Source organism: Brevibacillus sp. NSP2.1 (assembly GCF_000470975.2).
GTDB lineage: Bacteria > Bacillota > Bacilli > Brevibacillales > Brevibacillaceae > Brevibacillus > Brevibacillus agri.
In genome coordinates this window covers 995,418-1,018,969 of sequence record NZ_CP048274.1, presented here as the reverse complement: position 1 = coordinate 1,018,969, position 23,552 = coordinate 995,418, and the positions used below count along the sequence as shown (strand labels likewise).

At 51.7% G+C, this 23,552-nt stretch carries 23 protein-coding genes, 2 pseudogenes and 1 riboswitch; of the genes and pseudogenes, 10 read left to right on the top strand and 15 right to left on the bottom strand.

Features of this window, described 5'->3' with window-relative positions:
- Nucleotides 1-41: 41 nt before the first annotated feature.
- Nucleotides 42-428: a cupredoxin domain-containing protein gene (locus tag M655_RS04940; RefSeq protein ID WP_005835716.1), complete on the top strand. Its 387-nt coding sequence runs from the start codon at nt 42-44 to the stop codon at nt 426-428.
- Here the strand turns inward: M655_RS04940 and M655_RS04935 are convergent.
- The 3 genes from M655_RS04935 to M655_RS04925 are packed head-to-tail and all read right to left on the bottom strand — an operon-like array spanning nt 418 to nt 3,559.
- Complete coding sequence (locus M655_RS04935) at nt 418-1,638, bottom strand: MFS transporter (RefSeq protein WP_007787419.1); 1,221 nt, start codon at nt 1,636-1,638, stop codon at nt 418-420. The two genes, M655_RS04940 and M655_RS04935, sit on opposite strands and share 11 nt — an antisense overlap.
- 9 nt (nt 1,639-1,647) lie before the next feature.
- Nucleotides 1,648-2,583, bottom strand: a complete 936-nt coding sequence (locus M655_RS04930; RefSeq protein WP_005835719.1) for a 4-hydroxy-3-methylbut-2-enyl diphosphate reductase — start codon at nt 2,581-2,583, stop codon at nt 1,648-1,650.
- Between the two features lie 46 nt (nt 2,584-2,629).
- Nucleotides 2,630-3,559, bottom strand: coding sequence for a ketopantoate reductase family protein (locus tag M655_RS04925; protein WP_026556995.1), 930 nt, complete (start codon nt 3,557-3,559; stop codon nt 2,630-2,632).
- A gap of 225 nt (nt 3,560-3,784) precedes the next feature.
- Here M655_RS04925 and glnA point away from each other — a divergent pair, with 225 nt between their 5' ends.
- Nucleotides 3,785-5,203 carry a type I glutamate--ammonia ligase gene (gene glnA, locus M655_RS04920; RefSeq protein ID WP_005835723.1) on the top strand — a complete coding sequence of 473 codons (1,419 nt, stop codon included), beginning with the start codon at nt 3,785-3,787 and terminating at the stop codon, nt 5,201-5,203.
- 277 nt (nt 5,204-5,480) lie between these two features.
- Here glnA and M655_RS04915 read toward each other — a convergent pair whose 3' ends face one another.
- Both M655_RS04915 and M655_RS04910 read right to left on the bottom strand, forming a co-directional pair.
- Complete coding sequence (locus M655_RS04915; RefSeq protein ID WP_007787426.1) at nt 5,481-5,927, bottom strand: YkvA family protein; 447 nt, start codon at nt 5,925-5,927, stop codon at nt 5,481-5,483.
- A gap of 209 nt (nt 5,928-6,136) precedes the next feature.
- A pseudogene (locus M655_RS04910) lies at nt 6,137-6,478 on the bottom strand (RNA-guided endonuclease TnpB family protein); the annotation flags it as partial.
- Nucleotides 6,479-6,735: 257 nt separating this feature from the next.
- On the opposite strand from M655_RS04910, the gene M655_RS04905 reads away from it, so the two are divergent.
- Complete coding sequence (locus M655_RS04905) at nt 6,736-7,254, top strand: sigma factor-like helix-turn-helix DNA-binding protein (protein WP_025845620.1); 519 nt, start codon at nt 6,736-6,738, stop codon at nt 7,252-7,254.
- Nucleotides 7,255-7,456: 202 nt separating this feature from the next.
- On the opposite strand, the pseudogene M655_RS04900 reads toward M655_RS04905, so the two are convergent.
- Nucleotides 7,457-7,537, bottom strand: a pseudogene (locus tag M655_RS04900) (IS200/IS605 family transposase); the annotation flags it as partial.
- Between the two features lie 659 nt (nt 7,538-8,196).
- Between M655_RS04900 and M655_RS04895 the strand changes: the two are divergent.
- Together M655_RS04895 and M655_RS04890 are read left to right on the top strand one after the other, a co-directional pair.
- Nucleotides 8,197-8,412: a hypothetical protein gene (locus M655_RS04895; protein WP_286085964.1), complete on the top strand. Its 216-nt coding sequence runs from the start codon at nt 8,197-8,199 to the stop codon at nt 8,410-8,412.
- Between the two features lie 121 nt (nt 8,413-8,533).
- A complete protein-coding gene (locus tag M655_RS04890; RefSeq protein ID WP_025845287.1) occupies nt 8,534-9,679 on the top strand; it encodes an IS4 family transposase in 1,146 nt (381 codons plus the stop codon).
- 475 nt (nt 9,680-10,154) lie between these two features.
- Here the strand turns inward: M655_RS04890 and M655_RS04885 are convergent, their stop codons facing one another.
- Complete coding sequence (locus tag M655_RS04885; protein WP_005835726.1) at nt 10,155-10,649, bottom strand: hypothetical protein; 495 nt, start codon at nt 10,647-10,649, stop codon at nt 10,155-10,157.
- Nucleotides 10,650-10,929: 280 nt separating this feature from the next.
- On the opposite strand from M655_RS04885, the gene M655_RS04880 reads away from it, so the two are divergent.
- Nucleotides 10,930-11,064: a hypothetical protein gene (locus tag M655_RS04880; RefSeq protein WP_007785753.1), complete on the top strand. Its 135-nt coding sequence runs from the start codon at nt 10,930-10,932 to the stop codon at nt 11,062-11,064.
- A 162-nt stretch (nt 11,065-11,226) separates the two neighbouring features.
- A protein-coding gene (locus M655_RS04875; protein WP_369750415.1) for an IS3 family transposase occupies nt 11,227-12,377 on the top strand; the annotation gives its coding sequence in 2 pieces (ribosomal slippage) (nt 11,227-11,485 and nt 11,485-12,377; 1,152 coding nt in all).
- A 68-nt stretch (nt 12,378-12,445) separates the two neighbouring features.
- Here M655_RS04875 and M655_RS04870 read toward each other — a convergent pair.
- The 6 genes from M655_RS04870 to M655_RS04845 form a co-directional block, all read right to left on the bottom strand.
- Complete coding sequence (locus M655_RS04870; protein ID WP_005835728.1) at nt 12,446-12,607, bottom strand: hypothetical protein; 162 nt, start codon at nt 12,605-12,607, stop codon at nt 12,446-12,448.
- A gap of 296 nt (nt 12,608-12,903) precedes the next feature.
- Complete coding sequence (locus tag M655_RS04865) at nt 12,904-13,755, bottom strand: energy-coupling factor ABC transporter ATP-binding protein (RefSeq protein ID WP_025846863.1); 852 nt, start codon at nt 13,753-13,755, stop codon at nt 12,904-12,906.
- Between the two features lie 4 nt (nt 13,756-13,759).
- A complete protein-coding gene (cbiQ, locus tag M655_RS04860) occupies nt 13,760-14,551 on the bottom strand; it encodes a cobalt ECF transporter T component CbiQ (RefSeq protein ID WP_005835878.1) in 792 nt (263 codons plus the stop codon).
- The gene (locus M655_RS04855) at nt 14,548-14,832 is read right to left on the bottom strand and encodes an energy-coupling factor ABC transporter substrate-binding protein (RefSeq protein ID WP_005835876.1); all 285 of its coding nucleotides are present in this window, start codon (nt 14,830-14,832) and stop codon (nt 14,548-14,550) included. The genes cbiQ and M655_RS04855 overlap by 4 nt, the downstream gene beginning before the upstream one ends.
- Nucleotides 14,829-15,593 (bottom strand): energy-coupling factor ABC transporter permease, encoded by a 765-nt coding sequence (locus tag M655_RS04850; protein ID WP_025846860.1) that lies wholly within the window; start codon nt 15,591-15,593, stop codon nt 14,829-14,831. The genes M655_RS04855 and M655_RS04850 overlap by 4 nt, the downstream gene beginning before the upstream one ends.
- A gap of 146 nt (nt 15,594-15,739) precedes the next feature.
- Nucleotides 15,740-15,936, bottom strand: a riboswitch (cobalamin riboswitch).
- Between the two features lie 154 nt (nt 15,937-16,090).
- Nucleotides 16,091-17,182, bottom strand: coding sequence for a quinone-dependent dihydroorotate dehydrogenase (locus M655_RS04845; RefSeq protein ID WP_005835873.1), 1,092 nt, complete (start codon nt 17,180-17,182; stop codon nt 16,091-16,093).
- 144 nt (nt 17,183-17,326) lie between these two features.
- Between M655_RS04845 and M655_RS04840 the strand changes: the two genes are divergently transcribed.
- The 3 genes from M655_RS04840 to M655_RS04830 are packed head-to-tail and all read left to right on the top strand — an operon-like array spanning nt 17,327 to nt 20,974.
- Nucleotides 17,327-18,427 carry a GerAB/ArcD/ProY family transporter gene (locus M655_RS04840; protein WP_005835871.1) on the top strand — a complete coding sequence of 367 codons (1,101 nt, stop codon included), beginning with the start codon at nt 17,327-17,329 and terminating at the stop codon, nt 18,425-18,427.
- Entirely contained in the window at nt 18,417-19,799 is a 1,383-nt protein-coding gene (locus tag M655_RS04835) for a spore germination protein (protein ID WP_026557986.1), read from the top strand. Before M655_RS04840 ends, M655_RS04835 begins: the two co-directional genes overlap by 11 nt.
- Nucleotides 19,796-20,974 carry a Ger(x)C family spore germination protein gene (locus M655_RS04830; RefSeq protein WP_026557987.1) on the top strand — a complete coding sequence of 393 codons (1,179 nt, stop codon included), beginning with the start codon at nt 19,796-19,798 and terminating at the stop codon, nt 20,972-20,974. Before M655_RS04835 ends, M655_RS04830 begins: the two co-directional genes overlap by 4 nt.
- Before the next feature lie 67 nt (nt 20,975-21,041).
- Here the strand turns inward: M655_RS04830 and ald are convergent, their stop codons facing one another.
- Nucleotides 21,042-22,166, bottom strand: a complete 1,125-nt coding sequence (gene ald, locus M655_RS04825; protein WP_007785762.1) for an alanine dehydrogenase — start codon at nt 22,164-22,166, stop codon at nt 21,042-21,044.
- A 129-nt stretch (nt 22,167-22,295) separates the two neighbouring features.
- Nucleotides 22,296-23,537, bottom strand: a complete 1,242-nt coding sequence (locus M655_RS04820; protein ID WP_005835864.1) for a PucR family transcriptional regulator — start codon at nt 23,535-23,537, stop codon at nt 22,296-22,298.
- Between the last annotated feature and the right edge of the window lie 15 nt (nt 23,538-23,552).

Genomic DNA, 23,552 nt, shown 5'->3' with positions numbered 1-23,552 from the left:
TAACTTCATCATGTTATTGCCGCAAAGGAGCTGATTTGCAAATGTCTCGTCAATGGTTCCGGCAGCTTCGCTATCCCCTCATCGCACTGGCCGTAACATTAACGCTGCTTTGGACGCATCACCAGCGCTTGCATACTTCCTACGCCGCCACTACGCGGTCGCACACCGTCACGATCTCCAGCGCCGGCTTTTTGCCCAACCAGCTAACGGCGCGGGCAGGCGAGCGCGTCTCGTTAATGATCGTCAACGCGGATACGCGCCCGCACAATCTCTCCATTCGCGATCTGAACCTGTCCTCGACAGAGCTGAAGCCGACGCAGTCTACGATGCTGCAGTTTTCTGCCGATAAAAAAGGGCGGTTTTTCTTTGTCTCGGACGCCCCCGGCTACCCGGAGAGCGGCTACCAAGGCATGCTTGTCATTGAGTAGCCTCGACTTTGTCGTCGGGAGCCGCTTGCTTCCACGGCCCATACGTAATCAAAACAAGCGGAATGATCCCGATTACCGTGATGATGCCAAAAAACAAATAGATGCCTAGCGTAGAATACGAATCTTTGATCCAGCCAGCCACGAGATTGCACAGCATCGTCCCCAGCCCGCCTCCTACCGAAAAGAAGATGGCCAGCGCCGTCACCTGCAGGGAGGGGGGCGTATTTTCGCGCACAAACTGGGCAGCCGTCGCCAAATAAAAGCCTACCGAGATGCCTTGAATGAAAAACATGGCGATAACGAACGTCGTGCTGGGTGCCGAGCTGTACCAGAGCCAGCGCGCCGCCCCGCACACAGCAGCGAGCAGCAGCGTCAGCTCCAGGCCCCACCTCCGCACGAAAACGCCTGCCAGCTTCATAAACGGCGCTTCACTGCCTGCAAACAGCAGAAAAGCCAGCCCCACTCCCGCCACCGTGCCGCCAATCTCCTGATAAAACAAGGAAAACCAGATGTTGTTCGCGTTCACCGCGCCAAGCACGCAAAAGGACGCCAGCAAAAACAGCAGGTAGCGCGGAAGCCGCAGCAAATCCCGCATGCCAGCCAGCATGCCGACGCGAAAGCGCGACGTCTCCTCGGACTCGTCCGGCACCCGCAGCAAAAACAGCATGGCGATCAACAGCGCGAGACAGTAGGAGTAAAACAGCACGGATGGCCCCCACTGTTCGACGAGAAGCCCTGTCACAAAGGCGGCGAGCGCAAAGCCAACCGCTCCCCACAGCCGGATGTCGCCGAATTGCAGGCCGTTTTTTTTCGCGTAGCCCAAAGCCAAACTGTCCGAAATCGGAATGACGGCGCTCTGAAAAAATGAGAGGATCAAATAGAGCAGGAAAACAAAGGCGAAGCTGGACACGCCGACGAAGAAAAGTCCGGCCAGTCCCGAAGCGACAAGCGTCAGAATCAAGACAGTTTTGCGAATTTGAAAGCGGTCACAAAACAGCCCCCACATCGGCTGGGCGACAATCGAAACGATGGGAGCGACTGCGCTAATCAAGCCGATCTGGGTGCCCGTGAGCGAAATCGAGTTGTAGTACTGCGTAATCAGCGGAGAAAACGCACCAAACCCGTAGTAAACAAAAAGATAAAGGGCGCAAAGACTGAAGTATCTTCCGCCAGCGCCCGAAAGTCCCATACCGGAATGTGATCCTGGCATATCGTTCTCCTATTTCACCCTCGGCAATATTTTCTCCATGTCGACGGTTCGTTTCTTCTCCCATGTAGCCGGGTTGAACTCATCGAATTGCTCCAGGAAGGTAATGACTTCTTTGGTCAAAGGAGTTGGCGTGGAAGCGCCCGACGTCACCGCAACGTTTTTCTTTCCGCGCAGCCACTCGATGTCGAGCTCGGACAAATCCGCAATCCGATAGGACGGCACATTCGCGATCTCTTCCGACACCTGCGCCAGACGGTTGGAGTTGTTGCTGCGCGGATCGCCCACGACAATACACAGGTCTGCCTCGCCCGCCTGCGTCGCGACTGCTTCCTGGCGCACTTGGGTAGCCAGGCAAATTTCGTTGTGCACCTCTACCCCAGGGAAACGGTGCAGGATGGCATCCATTAAATGTTTGACATCCCACTGGCTCATCGTAGTCTGGTTAGTGACAATCAGCTTGTCGGTCGGGACGTCGAGCGCGTCCAGCTCTTCCAGCTTTTGCACGAGATGCACGCGGTCCGGCGCGATGCCGACTGCCCCCTCCGGCTCCGGATGCCCTTTTTTCCCGATGTAGATCACATGGTAGCCATCCGCAATTTTTTCGCGGATCAGGTCGTGCGTCTTCGTCACGTCCGGGCAGGTCGCATCGACAACGGTCAAGCCTTTGTCCCGCGCTTTTTTCCGCACCTCCGGAGAGACGCCATGGGCGGTGAAGATGACGGTTCCTTCGTTCACCTGGTCCAAAAGCGCCAGCCGATCTTCTCCATCCAATGTTTTAATGCCTTGTTTTTCAAACGCCTCGACGACGTGGGCATTGTGTACGATCATGCCCAAAATGTGAATCGGGCGGGGAAGGTCAAAGTTTTGCGCTGTACGCAGCGCCAAAACCATGGCATCGACAACACCGTAGCAATATCCGCGGGGGGAAATCTTGATGACTTCCATCTGTACCCCTCCTAAATTTCTAATGACGTTCGCCCACTATTATACCTTATTTGCCTGCTGCCCGCTTCTGTTCGTAAACCTTCAGATTATTGTAGACAACTTTCAGGAGCGGCGTGGACAAGCCTTTTTGTTCGGCGTGCTTTAACAGGTAGCCTTGCAGGTGGTCGGCTTCGACCGGGAGTCCTTTTTCCATGTCGCGCAGCATGGACGATTTCGCTTGCGGGCGCTGGTTTTGGAACGTTTCCATTTGCTTTTCCACGATATCCGGCTTGATCGGCGCTTCCAGTGCCTGCATGACGGACACGATCTCCTCCGCCAACTGTCTGGTCAGCTCCACGCCATAGGCGGACTCGCGAATCGGACCGACAGCCGAGTTCATGAGCGTCGTAATTCCGGAGAACGTCGCGATGAACAAATATTTGTGCCAAGCCTCGCGCTGGATGTTGTTGCTCGCCCGCATCGTTCCATTGATTTTGGAAAAAGCTTGCTCCAGCCGCTCTACGCGCTCGCTTTTTCCGCCTTCCCACTCGCCGAACACCGCATCGTGAATCGGACTTGTCTGCACGACGTCGCCTTCTGCGTTTAACGTCGTTTCAATGAAACAAAGGCCGCCAAGCACCCGTTCGCGTCCAAAGCGATCCCGTAGCGGCTCCATGTGAGCCATCCCGTTCAACAGCGGAATCACGATCGTGTCGTCTCCGACATAAGGGGCAATCGCATCCATGCTCTCTGCGAGCGTGTACGCTTTGTTGGACAAAAGGACGACGTCGAACGACCCTGCCGCCTCGCCCGCCTGAATCATCTGCGGACGCTCCAGGTGCAGGTCGCCATGGATGCTCAGCACCCGCAAGCCTCGCTCCTGCAGTTGCTTGTATCTACGTTCACGCACCAGAAACGTTACATCCACACCCGACTCTGCCAGTCGGCCGCCAAAATAACCTCCGATTCCTCCTGCCCCCAGTACCAGTACCTTCATCATGATCGCCTCCGCGTTTATTCATAATAGTTCGTCTATATTCTACAAAAACGGAACCAAATTCTAAACCCCGCAATATCATGTTAGAAAAACTAACATTTGAAGTAAGAAAACCTCTTGACGAACATTGTCTGTTATAGCTATAATTCGAAATATAGAAATTCACGAAAACACGAACAATAAATATTCAAATACGAAAATATTTCGCGAATGGAGTGGGTTGTTTTGGATATGAAAACTGTCTTGTCCACCATTGATGCAGAAAAAGTGGAATATGTGGACTTCCGCATTGTCGATTTGCTTGGCCGCCAGCACCATGTTACGGTTCCTGCTTACGCAGTAGACGAAGGCACTTTCCGTAACGGCGTCGCCTTCGACGGCTCCAGCCTCATCGGCTACAAATCCATCGAAGAGAGCGACATGGTCGCGATGCCTGATCCTTCCTCCGCTTTCATCGATCCGTTTGTCGAAGCGAAAACGATGAACATCATCTGTAACATTGTCAATCCGGACAACACCACATACACCCGCGATCCACGCGGCATTGCCCTCAAAGCAGAGGCGTATCTGCAACAAACCGGACTGGCTACGGCCGCCTACTTCGGCCCGGAATCGGAATTTTTCCTGTTCGACAGCGTGCGCTACGACTCCGGCCCATCCGGTTCGTTCTTCCACATCGACTCGGAGGAAGCGTTCTGGAACACCGGAAAAGAAGGGCAAAACCTGGGCTACAAAGTGCGCAACAAAGGCGGCTACTTCCCGGTACAGCCAACTGACTCGCAAATGGACATCCGCAACGAAATGTGCACTCTGATGACCAAAGCCGGCCTGCATGTAGAGCGTCATCACCACGAAGTGGCGACCGCCGGCCAAGGCGAGATCAACTTCCGCTTCGACACGTTGACTCGCACGGCTGACAACCTGCTCTTGTTCAAATACATCGTGCGCAACGTAGCAGCGAAGCACGGCAAAACAGCGACCTTCATGCCCAAGCCAATCGTCGGCGACAACGGTTCCGGCATGCACGTCCACCAAAGCTTGTTCAACGGCGACACTCCGCTGTTCTACGAGCAAGGCGGCTACGCCAACCTGAGCGAGACAGCGCTCTACTACATCGGCGGCATTTTGCACCACGCCCCAGCCCTGATCGCGCTGACCAACCCGAGCACCAACTCGTTCAAGCGTCTGGTTCCTGGCTACGAAGCGCCTGTTAACCTGGTCTTCTCCAAAGGAAACCGCTCTGCCGCCGTACGGATTCCAGTCGCCGCTGTAACGCCAAAAGCGTCCCGGATCGAATTCCGCACGCCAGACTCCACCGCCAACCCATACCTGGCCTTCGCTGCCATGCTGATGGCTGGCCTGGACGGCATCAAGCGCAAGCTCGACCCGCGCGAACTCGGCTACGGCCCGCTGGATCGCAACATCTACGACCTGTCCGACGCAGAAAAGCATGAAATCAAGCGCGCTCCTGGCTCCCTGGAGGAAGCCTTGACTGCCCTCGAACAAGACCACGCTTTCCTGCTCGAAGGCGACGTCTTCAACAAGGAAGTCATCGAAAGCTGGATCGCCCTGAAGCGCGCGGATATTCAACAAGTAGAGCGCACGGTGAATCCGAAAGAGTTTGAGTTGTACTACGATCTGTAAGATTTGTTCATACAAAATAGCCCGTTAATTACGCTGGTTTTTCACCCTTGATTCCTCAAAATAGGGACACTTCGGTGATAATTTACACAAAAAGGCACAGGTTTTACCCATAAAACAACTTAGCCCTTCCCGTTTGGGAGGGGCTCTTTATATTGGCGGGAACAATTTCTCGTAGGTAGGTAATTAATAAGATTAGAAATTTCGTTTGTGACAGAGTATTGAAAATAGTTAATATAGCCATAATGTTTCTTTGCAAATAGCTTGCAACAAACCACGGTTACTTCTCCACTTCTTCTATCAATTGCCCCTCTTTTGTAGCCTTTTCTACCTCAGACACTTTTGCCTCCACATCAATAATATCCTTATCATTCTCCGATACGTTGCCAAACCAATCCTCCAGCTTTTGAACGGCTTTGAGCCTAACTGTCTTGTCGATATTTAACGCCACTTGTCCAATGGCAAACATCAGTACAGCGAAGTCATCCGTGTATCCAGCAGCAGGAATAATGTCTGGCACCAGGTCTACAGGAAAAGCGAGGTAGCCGAGCGCTCCGTAGATGCGAGCTTTAGCCCATGCAGATACTTTTGGATTTTCCAGAGCGTAGTAACCGAGAAGGGCGGTATATACGACTTTTTTTCCTGCTTTGGCAGCATGCTTTGAGAGTTTTTCCCAAAAGGATTGTTCAGAGTAGTGCTTTTCATAATCTTTCGGATCAAAGTTCACGCTAACCCCTCCATGCTTTCACTATCTGCTCTTTTTCTTTCACCTAAACAATCTCTTGAGACTCCCACGGCTAAAGCCGCAAGCCTTCCACCTTGCGGTGTACGGGTGGGATTCTTGAATGACTAAACGTTCGCAGTCCATTTCTGTTTTGAACAGCCTTCAAGATGAGGACATCTCATTGCCCCTCCTAAGACAGTGCATATAGCATCTTAGGCTGATTGACTGTTACCATCAATCACAGGTGCATATCGAATGTTCATAGCACCGACTAAATCACGATGTTTTTCGAATCCACATTTGCATTTATACTTACGGTCTTGTGCCTTATTCTTCTCAGAGCATTTAGGGCATGTCTGACTTGTGTATGCAGGATTCACATGCTCAACTCTAATACCAACTAAATTCGCTTTATATTCAATGAACTGAGACAGGCGATAAAATGACCAAGTATGCAGATTCTTTTCGTTTTTACGGCTTGTTCTTGCCGTCTGTCTAATATTCGCCAGTTGTTCCAAGCGAATGACAGAAATTTTATTGTCTTTTGGAAAATCGGATTTCGAAAGTCGAGATTGTCAACGAGCTGGATCAGGTTGATTTCTGGCCGATGTAAAGCTCTCCTAACCGGGAGGGCTTTTTTTCAGAAAAATAGATAATCTTACCTAATTTTGCTTACATTAGGAAAAATATGCTACAATTAACGGGAACGAATGTTCTTGTTTTTGCGGCATACAACTACGAATGTCACTCTATATAACTTAACCTCAAGCCTGAGTAACTATTGCGATATCGATAAGAAAGGTAGGATCAGATGACGAAAGATGAGTGCAGGAAACTAATCCGACGTATAGCATGGAACTTAAACTATCGTGAAAGAAAAAAGTTGAGCAAAGAATGCCCAATTTTGTATGGCTTTGGTGATCGACAAAACATTTCAGACTATATTGGGAAAAATGTTCTTGTTGAAGAACTGCTGAAACAGCTTTCAAATGAAAAAGAACGATACATTATTCAAAAAACCGTATTAGAGGGATTCACATGTAAGGAAATCAGTAAAGAGCTTAACATGACTGAAAGAGGCGTAAACCAATGCAAAAACCGAAGTCTAAAGAAGCTATACCATTATCTGATTACGCATTCAAAAGGGATGGGCAGGCTGCATTTCAGTCGGGAGTGGGGATTATCCAGCCAATATTACCATCAGCAGATCAAAGACTGGTTACCAACACTAAGTTACTCCCGTGCTCAAGAAGAAGAGCGAAAAGCAATGGTTGACGAACAAAAGAGATTACAGATTTTCCGAACGAGAAAGCCTGCTACGGTGCGATAGCACCCCCTTTAGGGGCGGGATGAGAGTGAGGTCAAAGACGGAGTACCACGAATAAACCGAAGGTTTGTGGTACTTCAAGTATTTGAACATTCCACTCTTTTTTGTTGTTCATCTGTTGTAGTATATAAAACAAACTGATACGATGGGTGTATGAACGAATACAGAAGAACAAGCACAACCCTTTCATTATTAAACTACCATTTTTTCTTCTGTACCGAGGGCAGAACACAAAATGGTAGTTTAATAATGAAAGGGTTGTGCTTGTTCTTCTGTATTCGTTCATACACCTATTGTATCAGTTTGTTTTATATACTACAACAGCTGAACAACAAAAAAGAGTGGAATTTTCAAATACTTGAAGTACCACAAACCTTCGGTTTATTCGTGGTACTCCGTCTTTGACCTCACTCTCATCCCGCCCCTAAAGGGGGTGCTATCGCACCGTAGCGGGCTTTCTCGTTCGGAAAATCTGTAAAACGTCCAAAAAGTAAAGTCTTCCCCCTTGCCTTCCCGCCAGCGTCATCCTTTAGCGTTGATGTCAGTCATTCCGACTCACATACGAAAGGATATTTTGTCATGTCTGATTATTACGTCATGCCCATGTTTGTAAACGTAGAGGTCAAAAGCGTTTGACGAAGTCATGGGAGCGATGCGCTAGCGGAAGCCACACTTTCCTTTCGCTCCTATCCGAAACCAAGACATGAATACAGTCGTATATACAAAAAAAGGATTTTTTGGAGGGGAAAACCGGATGGAATTGCTTTTTGCTTTGTTCGAGTTGATTGGAAACGTCATAGGGATGCTGCTACTGAAGAACGAGCGAAGCAAAAGCTAGCTCCAGCAGGGACAACTGCGCCTTCCACGTTTTCCATGTGCGGAAAGCTGCTTCCACACAGAAGCAGCCTCCCCAAAATCATTCGACTGTCAGGTGGAGGAAACCAAATGAGCAAACTGGAAAAGGGAATTATTTATTTGTTCAGCTTTATTTTTTGCCCCGTCGGGTTGATTGTCTGGATCGTTTCCATGTTTAATCAAAACCAGCAATTCAAAAGCGTCGGGCGAGTCGCCTTATACGTCGCCGCTACTTCTTTTTGCCTCCAGCTTATCATCGGGGTTTTGAATTTTGTTTGGTACTCAAACACACTAGCGTTGCATTAATCTTTTCCCATCATTCAAAATACACATAATCTTTGGTATTTGGTTGTCTAGGGAACAAAAAAATCCTTTACACTGGAAAGGTCAGGTAGTTCCTGTCCAAATCCAACGCAAAGGATAGCTCATGGACAAGAATACCCTATTTTCTTCATTTGGTAAATGGGTTGCACCCATCAATATTATGAAACTTCAACAACGAATTGACGAAACGGATCAAGACAAGTACGTGAAGAAGCTGACGACAAAAGCGTATCTTCTCCTATTTTTACATGCCCAACTTCAGCAACGCGAAGGGCTTCGAGCCATTGCTGACGATGTTCTATCAAAGAAATTTCAGCAAGAATTAGGACTGTCATCGATCAGCCCCGCACAGCTTAGTCGAAAAAACAATCGGGTAGAACCTGCTTTGCTTGAAGAAGTTTTTGTCGACCTTGTCCAGCAAATTCAACGCGTTTCTGGAAAAGCCTGCTCTCTTCGAAAACACATAAAGATCATTGATTCCACTACAATTGGATTATGTTTGCAAAAGTATAAGTGGGCAACCTTTCGCGAAACAAAGGCAGGAATCAAAATTCATCTTCGTCTCGTTTTCGCAAGCCAGGAGGATGTCTATCCTGAAAAGATTTCCCTAACTTGTGCCAAATCCAATGACCGCACCCAAATGGAGTCGCTGATTGATGAGATCGGAGCCATGTACGTCTTTGATCGAGGGTACGTGGATTATGAAAAGTTCGATGAGTATACCGATCAGGGCATCTTTTTTGCTTCACGTCTCAAGGATAACGCGGAAACTCGTCATTTGTATACTTTCAAAGTACCACCAGAAAGCTCCGTTTTATCCGACTCCATGATCCTTCTTGGAACGCCACAAAAACGGGTGGATAATGTGTTACGACTGATTGAAACGCATGATTCGAAAGGAAATCGTATTCGAATCATCACCAATCGGTTCGACTTAGAAGCAGAAGAATTGAGCGACATCTACCGTTGGCGCTGGCAAATAGAACTGTTTTTCAAATGGATGAAACAACACGCAAAGATCAAGACGTTCTATGGAACAAGTGAAAATGCGGTCTGGAATCAAGTTTTTCTCGCTCTCATTGCTTACTGCTTGTTGCTTCTTGTAAAGCTGGAAAGAAACAGTCAGCACAGTCTGCTGCAAATCAGTAGATGGCTCAAAGTGTTTCTCTGGCAGACCTTTGAACAATGGATAGGCAGAATGGATTACCAATCCAAACGAACATCCAGAGGGCGACAGAAAAGGAAGTAAGTGTTGTTTGTTGTTGTCGATGTTGTAATAAATGTATAAAACTACCAAATGGATAGTGGCTACCTTTTGCTTGGCTGTTCTCGTTTTTGGTTGTGAAGTTGAAAATGTCATTCAGAATAATTTGACAATAGATGGATTCATTTTTTATGCAACGCTAATGACTCAAACATTAAAATTTATTGAAACAAACTATACCTTCCATGCATGCTGCTACAAACTTACTTATGGATTGACGCAGGCAAAAGATTAGAGCCGCTTCCCGATTAAGAAATCGTCACGGCTACGGATCGGGGCCGCCAAACGTTTCGACATAGCCGCTCCCCCCACATCTCCGCCACATAAAAAAACGGCGCCGACCATGCTGCTCGTTTAGTCGCGCGCCTATCCCCAATTGAACTTATACTAGATGACATTATTCATATCGTCGGAATGGCGGCTGGCTTTCACATCTAAATAATGGAAATGCTCCCACGCTTCAGGCAAACCCTTTTTTCCACTTCTCCATCAAATCCCGATACGTCTCGCCGTATTTAATAGCGTGCTCGATGTGCGAATAGTTCAACACCATATCATCGCCCTTGCTCTCGCAGCAGGCGAAAAACAGGCTTTCCATCAGGTTGTGGTTTTCAATCGAGTTCGTAATATGAATGCAATCATCAAGAGCGTCACTTGCGTCGTGCTTGTAAAACAGAAACGTCCCTTCCTTGAACGGCCCTTTTTGCGTGGCGTCCTTCCAGATCAGCATGCCGAGCGTAATGAAATAGCCCTCCTGAAAGCGGATGACCCCCGTAATGACAGAATCAATCGTGGTGGGAATGATCGCGATCGAGCTGCTTAGCCGATGGACGTATTCATACAAGGCTTTGTTGGTTTCTTTCAAATCAAAGCTCGAAACATGAACGAGCTCTTTATCCCTTAACTTCTCGACAAGCTGTTGCACACAGAGCGTCTTGTTCAAAGCTGAAATCACAATCTCACCACTTCTCCCGTTTTAAGTAGGTCCCTTCTCTTTTATTCGCTAGAAAAAGACATATCCCTACAAAATTCGCCGACTTTCTCAACGACCCGCTCGGGAGCCTGTCTCCGTACAGGCAAATGCGGCCCCGTCAGCAAACGAACAGAATAAGCGGTTAGTAAGCCAACAGGATAACGGGGAGTAAAACGACAGGACAAGCAGTAAGCGTGACGGTCCCAGACGGCTGCGCATAAGATAAAAAGGGCGGATATCCCTACGGAAATGAGGCTGGAAAATGAAGCAGAACAATGGTTTTTCTGCGGAAGATCTGGCGTTGATGGCTGCCGTGCTGGTTCTGTTGGGCGATTTTTTGGCCTTTTTATCAATCCTGAAAGACCGGCAGGAAAAAGCAGAAAAGAAGGACAAGTAAGCATGCAAAACAAGCGTGTTTACATACGCACCTTTCGCTACAGAAAAAAGGAAAAGCCCTTCTCGTCTTGTGCAGGCCTGGTATTATCCCCTCATGGTAGACAGTGAAAAAAGACCTCATGGTATGATGAGATCAACACTGTTGACCGGAGGGGATTTTCTTATGCCGCCACGTAAAGGGCAAAAACAGCAGCAATATGACGAAGCAACGAAGAGCGAAGCAGTACGTTTGCGGGTTGAGGAGCATTGGAGCTACCCAATGATAATGGAGAAATTAGGCATTAAAAGTAAGACGCAGATTCGGGAGTGGGTACAGAAACGGCAAAACGGTGAAACGTTTGAAGACTATAGAGGGCGATGGATCAAGAAGTATTTCAGCAGTCTAGAGGAAGAGAACAACTACTTGAAAGCGCAGGTCGAATACCTAAAAAAGCTCAATCCAAATCTACACGGGGAGGGAAGTTGGATAAGCAAACCCGGTTTAGGACGATCGAAGAAATGAGTCGCAAGTACGCTGTGGTCATGCTATGCGAAATAGCGGAGGTCTCCCGGGCGGGCTACTACAAGTGGAAGGCGACGGAGAAGGTTCGTAAGGTACGTGTGGAGCAGGATGCCGACCTAAAGGAACATATACTGGCAATTCACCGCATTCGCCCATACTTTGGGTATAAACGAATGCGCACGGCTCTACGCAAAGAGGGACTACAAGTAAATACGAAGAAAGTTCGCCGACTGATGCGAGAATTGGGCATCCGCTCAGTGATCCGCAAAAAGCGTCCATTTGCCGGCCGCAAGCCCTCCATCGTGTTCAACAATGTCCTTAATCGCCAGTTCGCTGCGGACGAGGCTAGAAAGAAATATGTAACCGATATTACCTATATTCGAGTCGTCGATGACTTCATTTATCTGTCCGTGGTCCTGGATCTGTATAATAACGAAACGGTTGCTTGGGAAGTGTCGGAGAGAAACGATCTTGATCTTGTGCTGTCTACGGTGAAGCAACTGGGTAATGGAGATGCGATCCTGCACTCCGACCAAGGATTCCAGTACACTACCAAGACATACGCAAATCTGTTGCAAGAACAAGGGCTAACCGGAAGCCATTCCAGACGGGGGAACTGCTTCGACAACGCTTGTGTTGAATCGTTTTTTTCACACCTGAAGACGGAAAAGTTGTATCTGGAGAAACCAAGAGATATAGCTCACGCTCGCAAACTGATCGCTGAATACATCGAATTCTACAATACAGAACGGTTCCAGAAAAAACTCGGCGACCTCTCCCCAGTCCAATACCGGGAATCGATCGCCGCTTAAGATAGCGTCTTTTTTTAGTGTCTACTTGACGGGGCTATGACCAGGCCGAGAAGGGCTTTTGGCGCGGGCTACGACTTTCCTGTCAAATACTCGTCTTTCGCCTTTTTTTCCTGTTCTTCGTTGGTCATTTCTTTTTCCAGGACATTGAACATGAGCTGGTCTTTGACTTTGCCGGGGAATTCTTTTTGCTCCACGCCAGCAAGCCCTGAGCTCAAGGAATCGTGTTCCATCGCGATACCTCCAGAGGAATTTTGAGGTTAAGATGCCCCAAAAAAACAGCGGCCATGCACGGCGCTCGGAAACCACCCATACACGGCGTTCGCCACCAATCAGCGCAATCCCCGTTATCCGGCAGGCAGGAAAAGCCCCATTGAAGAGAATGAGACAGCGCCAAGCAAAAGCGGTCATCCAAAACGTCAAACCGACCACAGGCTCAGCAGCCGCCCCCCTTTCTTATGCCCAAAACCGCGCGACGTTTGGCACGCAAAAAAGCGGCCGCCGAGACGACCGCTTGCCTGTACCTTATCTACCGGACCATCACCTGTCCGGCCAGCCGTGTTTTTAATTCCTCCAGCGAACACGGAATCCGTTCGCCCGCCTCCCGCCTCCATTCAGGCGGCAACGCATCCCACAGCTCGGCGATCAGCGGCATGCCCAAATGCAGGCTTTCCAGCATTTCTCTTCGCGCCAGCGCCTCCTGGGGCTCTCCGGCAAAAATCAGCCGGCCTTCATCCATGACGCAAATCCACTCCGCCCATTCGAAAGCGATGTCCATATCGTGGGTCGCCATCAGCACGGTCGTGCCGTTTTGGTGAATGGCATCCAGCTCGCGCAGCAAATTTTTGGTCTGGTAACGGTCGAGGTAGGCCGTAGGCTCATCCAACAGCAGCAGCTCCGGCGCAAGCACCATGACCCCGGCAAGGGCGAGACGCCGCTTTTGTCCCAGGCTGAGGTGGTGAATCGGAACGTCCGCCAGCTCTGTCATGCCAAACGCGTCCAGGACAGCCCGCACTTTCTCGCGGATTACGTCGGCGGGCAAGTTCCGGTTGCACAGCCCGTAGGAAATATCCTCGGCGACCGTGCTGGCGATCAACTGATGCTCCGGGTCCTGAAAGACCAGCCCGACTTTTTGCGTCATCTCTTGCAAGGCAGCGCGTTTGTAGCTGAGGGGCGTTCCTCGCCACAGCACTTGCCCTTGCTGCGGCTGGATGATGCCGTTCCCGTGCAAAAACAAGGTGGACTTGCCGCAGCCGTTTCGCCCGAGCAAGGCGCATTTTTTCCCCTCCGGAATGCCCAGGGACAACCCTTTCAGGACAGGGCCACGGCCGCCTGGATAGGCGTAGTGCAAATCAACAAATTCCAACAGCCATGATGTCAAAGCATTACCCTCCTGTCCACCACTCCAGCAAAATCAGCAAAATACAGCCTGCGATTGACTCTGCTTCATATCGGCCGGAGCGAGAATGAGTGTGCAAGGAAAGCACCTGCAGGCTTTCCCCGAAGCCTCTCGCTGCCATCCCTTTGTACAGCGCATCGTACTTGCGCATGGACCTGACGAACAACTGCGCGGCCAGTCCGCTCGCATCCCGCAGCATCGCCCGGAACCCGCGATGGCCTCCGCGCGCGCGCTGGGCAATCCACAGTTGATGAGAGACGCCAAGCAGCACGAAAATAAAACGGTACATAATCATGAGCAAATCCGTCACGATGACCGGAAGTTTCAGCTTGCGCAGCACTTGCAAAATCTCGGCAAACGGCACGGTAAACAAGACAAAAGCAAAGCAGGCGAGGCTGGCCATCGTCCGCCAAAAAAGCACCCACACCTTGTCGAGCGCGCTTGCCGGAACGTAGACCAGATACGGCCCGATCTTCCACGCCGCAACTGCCTGGACGACCGCCCCTGCATCCGCTCTTACTGCTTCCAGCAACAGCGCCGGAAGCCCCAGGACAAAAAACGACAGGGACAGGATGAAAAATCCGAAATAGAAACGGACGGGAATACGGGCATACACCATTACCCATACTCCCATCCATAGACAAATCGCCATCTGCAACCATTCATGTCCCGTCAAAACGAGCAAAATCAGCACGCCCGCAAACAGGAGCTTGTGCTCAGGCGGCAAAAATCGCAGCCGGTTTTGATAGGAAAGCGAATCAAGCTGCTGCCAATTCATTTTTTATGCTTATCCAGCCGGCCCTTGTACAATCCCACGGCATAGCCGACAACGCCCGCCCCGAGCGCCGCTTGCACCGCGAACAGCAAGCTCTCTGTCTCGCCGCCTGGCGGTTCAAGCAGCGGCTCGAACCACGGCTCGTAAGCAGGGGCGATTTCCTTGATCGCTTCCTCAGCCGCTCCATCTGCTCCCCCGAACTCCGAATCCTGCACCAACAGCAACGGCACAACCGCCAGCAAGACTACGCCCAGGAGCAGCAGCCAGTTCATCCCTTTTTTCACAGCGATTCCTCCCGTTTCAGCAGGCGAAGTTGCGCCAGCTCTTTTGCATTGTAAGACTGCAGCCAGTTCCAGACGAGCACGGTCAAAAGCCCTTCGCTGATCGCCAACGGAACTTGGGTGATGGCAAAAATTCCTGCGAATTTCGCGAACGATGCCATAACGCCGCCGGATTCAGCCGGGAAAGCCAAAGCCAACTGCACGGAGGTCACGACATAAGTAGCCAAGTCTGCGAGCGCAGCAGCAGCGAATACGGCCAAACGCTGTCCGCCGTTTCCGCGCACGATCAGGCGATAGACGCCGTAAGCTACCATCGGCCCTACTACTGCCATGGACACCGCATTGGCTCCAAGCGTCGTCAGCCCTCCATGCGCCAAAAGCAGCGCCTGGAACAGCAGCACCAGGCTGCCGAGCACGGACATGACCCACGGGCCAAACATGATCGCGCCAAGCCCGGTTCCCGTCGGGTGCGAGCTGCTGCCCGTCACCGAAGGAATTTTCAGCGCAGACAACACAAAGGCAAACGCGCCGGATACGCCGATCAGCAGCTTCATTTGCGGATGCTCCTTGACGATTTTGTTCAAGGAACGAATGCCGAAAATAAAAAATGGAATAAATACTACCCACCAAAACAGCGCCCAGCCCAGCGGCAAATACCCTTCCATGATGTGCATCGCGTGGGACGTCTGCGGTTCATTTACGAGAAAATAAAGGACAAAGCCTGCAATCAACAGACAGGTCGAAACGAAACGGGATCGATTCAAGACATTTCCTCCTCCTTTGCTGTTCTTTCTTTTTTCACCAACAAAAAAACCTCATCCGCTAGCAGACGAGGTATGCGCACAAAAACAACAGACCGTTGGCACAGTCCTATTGCTTCGTATTCACCGCTCCTTTCCGCGAAGGTATTCCTGGGTGTGGCAAGTAGGTAGGTCTCCTGGCTTTCAGCTCATCGCGCTCTTTGTCCTTCCCCATATGAATATGAGTGGCTCTATCTCAAAGAGAACTCCCTGATTACAGTGGCGGGACCGCTCGGGACTTTCACCCGATTCCCTGTTACCCTTTATGCGGCTTGCACATAAAGGCACCTATCGCCGACGATATGCAATTGTTAGATAGTTCTTGCTTGTCCCACATTATTATACAGAATCAAGGGAAAAAGCGGAAGAATATAATCAGCGGAGTATAACTGCGTAAAAAAACCGATGCCCCGCCATTCCGGGAGTCATCGGTCTTTGTTGCATCCGCTTCTTTTTTATGCTTACGACCTGGCGTCCACGCCGACCGCTTCGCTGATGTGGGAAAAGCCGTCGCGCTTCAACAGTTGCAAAAGCTTTTTGTTGATTTGCTTGGAGATGCCCGGGCCTTGATAAATCATTCCGGTGTACACTTGCACGAGACTTGCGCCCGCCCGGATTTTCGCGTACGCATCTTCCCCCGTGAAAATGCCCCCTACGCCAATGATCGGCACCTTGTCGCCCACTTCCTGGTAAATTTCTTTTACCCAGGCAGTCGAACGCTCTGTCAGCGGTTTTCCGCTCAGTCCTCCCGCTTCCTCGGCATAGTGATGCCCTTGAACGGCTTCACGCGACAAGGTCGTATTGGTGGCAATAATGCCGGAAATGCCCTCTTCCACCGCTCCTTGCACGACATCGCGCATGTGCTCGTCGGACATGTCGGGGGCTACTTTGAGCAGAATCGGCTTTTTCTGAATGCCGCGCGCTTCCATTTCCGCCGCTTTTTCGCGCACCGCCCGCACCAGCAGCCGCATGCTCTCGGTTTCCTGCAAATCGCGAAGATTGGGCGTATTCGGAGAGCTGATATTAATGACGAAATAATGGCCGTACGAATAGAGCATGTCCAGGCATTTGATATAGTCAGAAGCCGCTTCCTCATTGGGAGTGACTTTGTTTTTGCCAATGTTGATCCCGATCGGAACATCGGAATACGCGTAATCGACCAGGTGCTGCGAAGCCAAATAAGCACCGTGGTTGTTGAAGCCCATCCGGTTGATGATCGCCTCGTGCTCAGGCAGGCGAAACAGGCGCGGCCGCGGATTGCCCGGCTGTCCTTGCGGGGTCAATGTCCCGACTTCCACGAACCCGAACCCGAGCGCACCCAGTGCATGATACACTTCGGCATTTTTGTCAAAACCGGCGGCGAGCCCTACCGGATTGGGAAACGTCATTCCCCACAGCTTTGTGGCAAGACGCTCGTCCTTCACCTGAAACATCATTCGCAGCAAGCTTTTTCCCGGAGCAGAATCTTCCACCAGCTTCAGGGCATCAACCGTTCTTTCATGAATCTCTTCCGTATCCATCTGGAACAGATATTTCCTAATGAGCTTATACATCCCGGCTGCACTCCTTACTCCATTTTTACCTCATTGTAGAATACCACACTTTATTTATCGTGGGCTAACCTTTATACGCGATACATATTTCCAGCCGGGCAAACAAACCATAACAAAACCACCAAGTCGGGGGGACGTTGGTTCATGAAAGCAGACGGAAAAATCGGGATTGGCCAAGCGATCATGGTGATGATGCTGTCGATCGGAATCACCAATCATGTCACCCTTATCCCCCTGCTGCTCAGCAAAGCCGGGCGCGATGCCTGGCTGAGTGTCATCTTTGGCATGATCCCCTTTTGTGTTTGGGCGTACGCGCTCTATTTCATCAACAGCCGCATCGGACAGCAGTCGTTGTCCCACTGGCTCTTGCTACGGTCCGGAAAAGCCGTCCGCTTCCTGCTGCTCATCCCCATCATGCTCTGCCTGTACATGATGGCACTCGTCAATCTGGTTGATACCCAAACGTGGACAACCGTCAACTATTTGCCGCAGACGCCCGAGTGGGTGACTGCGCTTGCCCTGATGATCTTGTGCGTTCTCGCATCCTACGGCGGCATTGCCTCAGTCGGCATTACTTCGGGCATATTGCTGCCCATTGTCTCCTTGCTTGGCATGTTCGTCGCATTCGGCAACGTACCGAAAAAAGACTACTCCCAGCTCTTGCCGCTGTTCCAGAACGGAATTGCCCCTACCGTGCACGCCATGGTTTTTGTCGGGGGTGGCTTTACCGAGCTGTTCCTGCTGCTGTTGCTGCAGCATCACGTGCGCAAACCGCTGCGGCTCATCCACTACATCGTCATGATTGCCATTACCTTGGTCCTGACGCTCAGCCCGCTGACGGGAGCCATCGCCGAGTTCGGGCCTGTGGAGTCGATGCGCCAGCGCTTTCCTGCCTTTGAACAATGGCGGCTTTTGACGATCGGAAAAGACATCGAAAACATGGAGTTTTTTTCCATCTTTCAATGGCTGTCCGGCTCGTTTATCCGCATTACGCTTTGCCTGCTGCTGCTCGGGGAGCTGCTGGTCCTGAAAACGAAAAAGCAGCGCAAGTACGTCATGCTCGCCCTCGGCGCCAGCATGATCGTTCTCACCAGCCTCCCCTACAACGACATGCAGTTCGTCACGTTTCTGTCGAAGATTTACTATCCGCTTTATTTGCTGGTTATGGTAGCTGTCACGCTCGTCTTGTTCCTGCTGTCGCTGCGCAAACCAACCGGATTGGAGGATGTGAGCCATGACCCTTGAAGAAGAGCTGCGAGAAAAATTCACGCATTGCGCGGATGTCATCTTTTTGCGGACAGTCACCCCCAACGATCAGTCGGTTCTCATGCTGTACTGCGAAGGTCTGGCCGACGTACGGCATTTGCAAGAGACGGCTTTGCCGCAATTGGAACGCTGCCTGACCGCCGGAGACTTGCGTTCGCTCCCGCTGATTCCGCTCTACACCAATCCTGAGCTGTGGACGGAGCGGCTCTTCTCGGGAGATTTGCTCATCTTTTTGAAAGGGTCGCCGCCTTTTGCCTGGGACATTTCCAACCGTCCGCAGCGGGGCACGGAAGAAGCCAACACGGAGATTTCGATCAAAGGGCCGCGGGACGGCTTCGTGGAAGACTTGTCTACCAATGTGGCACTCATCCGCAAGCGGCTGCGCACGATCACGCTCGCCTATGAGCCGTTCATTCTCGGCACACGCTCTCGCAGCCGAATTGCGCTGATGTACATGACCGACAGCGCACCGCCTGACCTGGTGGAGATGATGCGCGACCGGCTGCTCTTCTGCGACAACAAAAAAATATTGAACAGCGCTCTTTTGGAAAAAATGCTGAGCGACAACCGCAATTCCTTGTTTCCTCTGGTAGATTACACAGGGCGGCCCGACTTCGCCATTTACATGCTGCTGCAAGGAAAAGTAATCGTGATGGTCGACGGCTCGCCTCTGGCGCTGATTGCTCCCGTCTCGCTGCTGGAGCTGATTAAATCTCCCGAGGACGACCAGTATCCGATCGTTTACGTCTGGCTGGAGCGCTTGCTGCGCCTCGGCGGGTTTTGGATCGCAGCGTTTCTCCCGGGGTTTTGGATTGCCCTGTCCGCCTACAACGTGGAGCAGTTCCCGTTTCAACTGCTCGCCACTGTCACCCAAGGGCGAAAAGGCTTGCCTTTTTCCGCGCCCATGGAGCTGTTCATGATTTTGTTCATCTTTGAATTTCTGCGCGAGGCCGGAGCCCGTCTGCCGAAAAACGTCGGTCAGACGCTGGCGCTTGTCGGCGCGCTGATTATCGGGGACGCTTCCATTCGCGCGGGACTGACTTCGCCCTCGATGCTGTTCGTAGGCTCCTTGACTGTCGTCGCATCCTTCACGCTGGTCAACCAGGCGCTCAGCGGCGCGGTTACGGTCGCCCGCTTCATTGTGTTCATCCTGTCCTCCACGATCGGCATGTACGGGTTCGTCATTGGCATGATCGCGATTATTTATTACTTGTCCACCTTGACCTCGTTCGGCAGACCATACTTGTTGATGGGCTCGTCGAACGTGCTCTCCGATCTGCACCTTGTCTTGTTCCGGCCGCTGATCTACTTTTTCCGAAAAAAACCGATGCGGAACGGAGGTGCCAAATGAAGGCCGCCCGAATCGCCTGTGCGCTGCTGCTCTTGGCCACCACGCTCCTCAGCGGCTGCTGGGACCAGAAATCGATTCAGGATTTGAGCTATTTGTCCGCGTTCGGCGTTGACTTTATCAACAACGAATACGTCCTTTACGCCCAGTCGGTCGACCTCGCAAGCGTAGCCAAACAGGAGACGAGCGCCACCCCGAAATCGCCTCCCGCCACGATTTCCATCGGAAGAGGCAAGACGCTGATGACCGCGTTTGACAATCTGCAAAAAAACTCGCAGATTCCGCTGTTTCTCGGGTTTGTGTCGTCCCTCGTTGTTCACGAGCGCATCTTGCAAAAAGGCATTATTTCGACGCATGACATTTTGAACCGCTACGGCTTGATTCGCTATACAAAATGGGTGTTCGGGACGCGGGAGCCGATCGACAAGGTGCTTGGCAACCATTCCCTTTCCGGCTTCTCCCCGCTGACGTCCCTCTTGCATCAGCCAAAGGACGTCTACGAGCAGCGCTCCTTTATCGAGCCGATGCAGTTTTACCGATTCATCTCCAATTTCTGGGAACCATCGAACACGGTGCTGCTGCCCAACATCACGATCTACGAGCGTTCCTGGAAAGAAAACAACCACTATGTTTCGCGGCTGACCATAGACGGGGTACACGCGCTCCACCGCGGCACATGGAAAGGGTATTTTCCGAGCCGGGACCTGATGGGACTGCGCTGGATGGACGAGGATACCGACTTTGCCGGACTCATCATCCGCGATGGTAACACCCCGAAAGCCACGATCCGCATCAAGCACGTCGGGCTGAAAATCGTCCCGGTTACGACCGGGCCTATGCCGCGCTACCATTTGCACGTCCATTTGCTCGGCTTCATTCGCGAGCTGATAAGCCCCGAGATCAGTCCAGAGCAGATCCAAAAAAACTCGGAGGAACAAGTGCGTGAGCAAATCCGCGGAACGTTTTTGAAGGGGGTGCAAAAAGGCACCGATCTGTACGGACTGGAAAAGGAGCTGTTCAAAAAAGACTACCGGGCGTGGCGAACGTATGAAAAAGCGCAGCGCACCGCGCCTACGCGCGACTCGATTGCCAGCATCCAAATCCACGTCCATTTGAGCGACTCGGGCAAGATGAAAATGGAATCCACCAAATACCCGTCCCCGCTCGGACGCGAGTAACAGCCCAGACAGCAAAAAACTGCTTGCCGACATCTGCGGCAAGCAGTTTTGTTTTCAGAAAACCGGATTAGTTTTTCACCAGCAGAACTTCTTCCACGGAAGCGTATGGCAGGTTGTGCGCATCGGCTACCGCTTTGTAGGTTACTTTTCCGTCGATGACGTTTACGCCTTTAGCCAGCGCGCGGTTGTCGCGGATCGCTTGGGCGTAGCCTTTGTTCGCCAGTTGCACAGCGTAAGGAACGGTTACGTTGGTCAGCGCCAGCGTGGAAGTGCGAGCTACCGCACCAGGCATGTTCGCTACTGCGTAGTGGATCACGCCGTGTTTTTCATAAGTTGGGTTGTCGTGCGTCGTAATGCGGTCGATAGTTTCGATAGAACCGCCTTGGTCGATCGCCACGTCTACGATCACGGAACCAGGTGTCATCGCTTTGACCATGTCTTCCGTTACGAGACGAGGTGCGCGTGCGCCAGGGATCAGGACAGCGCCTACGAGCAGGTCTGCTTTTTTCACCGCGTTTGCGATGTTGAAGGAGTTGGAGATCAGCGTTTGCACGCGACCTTGGAACAGGTCATCCAACTGGCGCAGACGGTCTGCGTTCACGTCGATGATCGTTACGTTTGCACCGAGACCGAGCGCCATTTTCGCAGCGTTTGTCCCTACGATCCCGCCGCCGATGACGACGACCTCGCCTTTTGGCACGCCAGGTACGCCGCCGAGCAGCACGCCTTTTCCGCCGTATTGTTTTTCCAGGAACTGCGCCCCGATTTGCACGGACATGCGGCCCGCAACTTCGGACATCGGCATCAAGAGCGGCAGAGCGCCGTTGTCGAGCTGGATGGTTTCGTACGCGATTGCGATTACTTTTTTATCAATCAGTTCACGAGTCAGCTCAGGCTCTGGAGCGAGGTGCAAGTACGTGAACAGGATCAGACCTTCACGGAAGTAGCCGTACTCGGCTGGAAGCGGTTCTTTTACTTTCATGACCATGTCAGCGGCCCACGCATCTGCTGCGGTCGCGACAATCTCAGCGCCTACTGCAGTGTAGTCTTCGTTGGTGAAGCCGCTGCCTTGGCCTGCGCCGGTTTCTACGCGGACAGAGTGTCCGTTTTGCACCAGAGCGGCTACGCCTGCAGGCGTGATGGCTACGCGGTTTTCGTTATTTTTTATTTCTTTTGGAATGCCAACGATCATGATAGGTAGTCCTCCTTGGAAACGCCGATTTAATGAGATTACTATCATTGTACAGCGACAGTTGGTAGCGTTTCCTTGGGGATTCCTTTAATTTTGCCGTCCTTCTTTTTGTGAAAATTCACAAACGAACTATTGTTCCTGATCGAGCTTCGCCATTTTCAGCTCCAGGTAGAGCGCCGCCCGCTGGTTCATATTTTCCAGATCGACCCGCATGATTTCCTCGATCCGCCGCAGCCGGTAGCTCAGCGTGTTGATGTGGATGTGCAGCCGCTGGGCCGTTACGTTTACCTTGCCTGCGGCATCGAGAAACGTCTCCAGCGTCTCCAGCATCGCCGTCTGGTTGTCGCGGTCGTACTGCCGCAGCTTCTCCAGCCGTTCATTTTCGTAGCCTTGCTCCGCTTCCCACTGCTTCAACTGCAAAAGGTAGCGGTAAATGCCCAGCTCGTGGTAGCCGTAAACGCCTTCGTTTTCCTTTGGGAACAGCTTTTTGATCTTGAGCGCGTGCAGCGCCTCCCTGTAGCTTTTCACAATCTCCGAGTACGTCCGGTAGCCAAGCCCGTATCCGGCAACTACCTGGCGCCCTTCTGTGACGTGGGCTTCCAGCTTGCCCAAGGAATCGGCTAAAAACTGCTCGACCTTGCGAATCAGGACTTCGCGCACATCTTTTTTGCCGTCCTCGCTAAGCCCGATCAGCAGGATGATTTGCGAGCCGTCCACGACCCACAAAAGCTTGTCGCGCATGAGGAGCGGGTACAAATACTGGTCGAGCCGCGCTCCGGCCGCTTCGATAATGCATATCAAATAAGAGGTCGGAAGCTGCATTTGCAGGCTGTCCGCTTTTTGCCGGATGGCGCTCTCGCTCTTGTGGTTGCCGAGCAAAAGCTCCCATAAAAACTCCTTGCGCCGCTGCTCCTCGGCCTTGCGCTTGCCTTGCCGCTGCATGAGCCGCGAAACCGCTACCCGTGCCGCCTGGCGCAAAATCTCATCGTCTTCGGGCGTAATCGGCCGATTCACTTCCTGCGCCCAAATATACCCGAGCACATCGCTGCCCCGGCGAATGGCGATCGCCACCCGCTTGCCCAGGCCGACTTCATCCTTGGCCGGGATGTGCACCGGATCATCCTGCGTCAACAGCTCCTGAAACACGCCGTCCTTCCACAGCCGGGTCAGCACCTTTTCCGGCACCCTCCGCCCCATGATCGTCGACCAGCGCGCCTGATCCGTGCTGTCCCCGTGAGAGCTGTAGGCAATCAGCTTGTGATCCGCATCTTCAACCGTAATCGGGTTTTGCAAAAGCTCGCCAATCACATCGGCAAGTTCGTCTATATCGGCATGCTGATACTGTTGAAAATAGTTAGGCTCTACGGACACATTTCCACCTCTTTA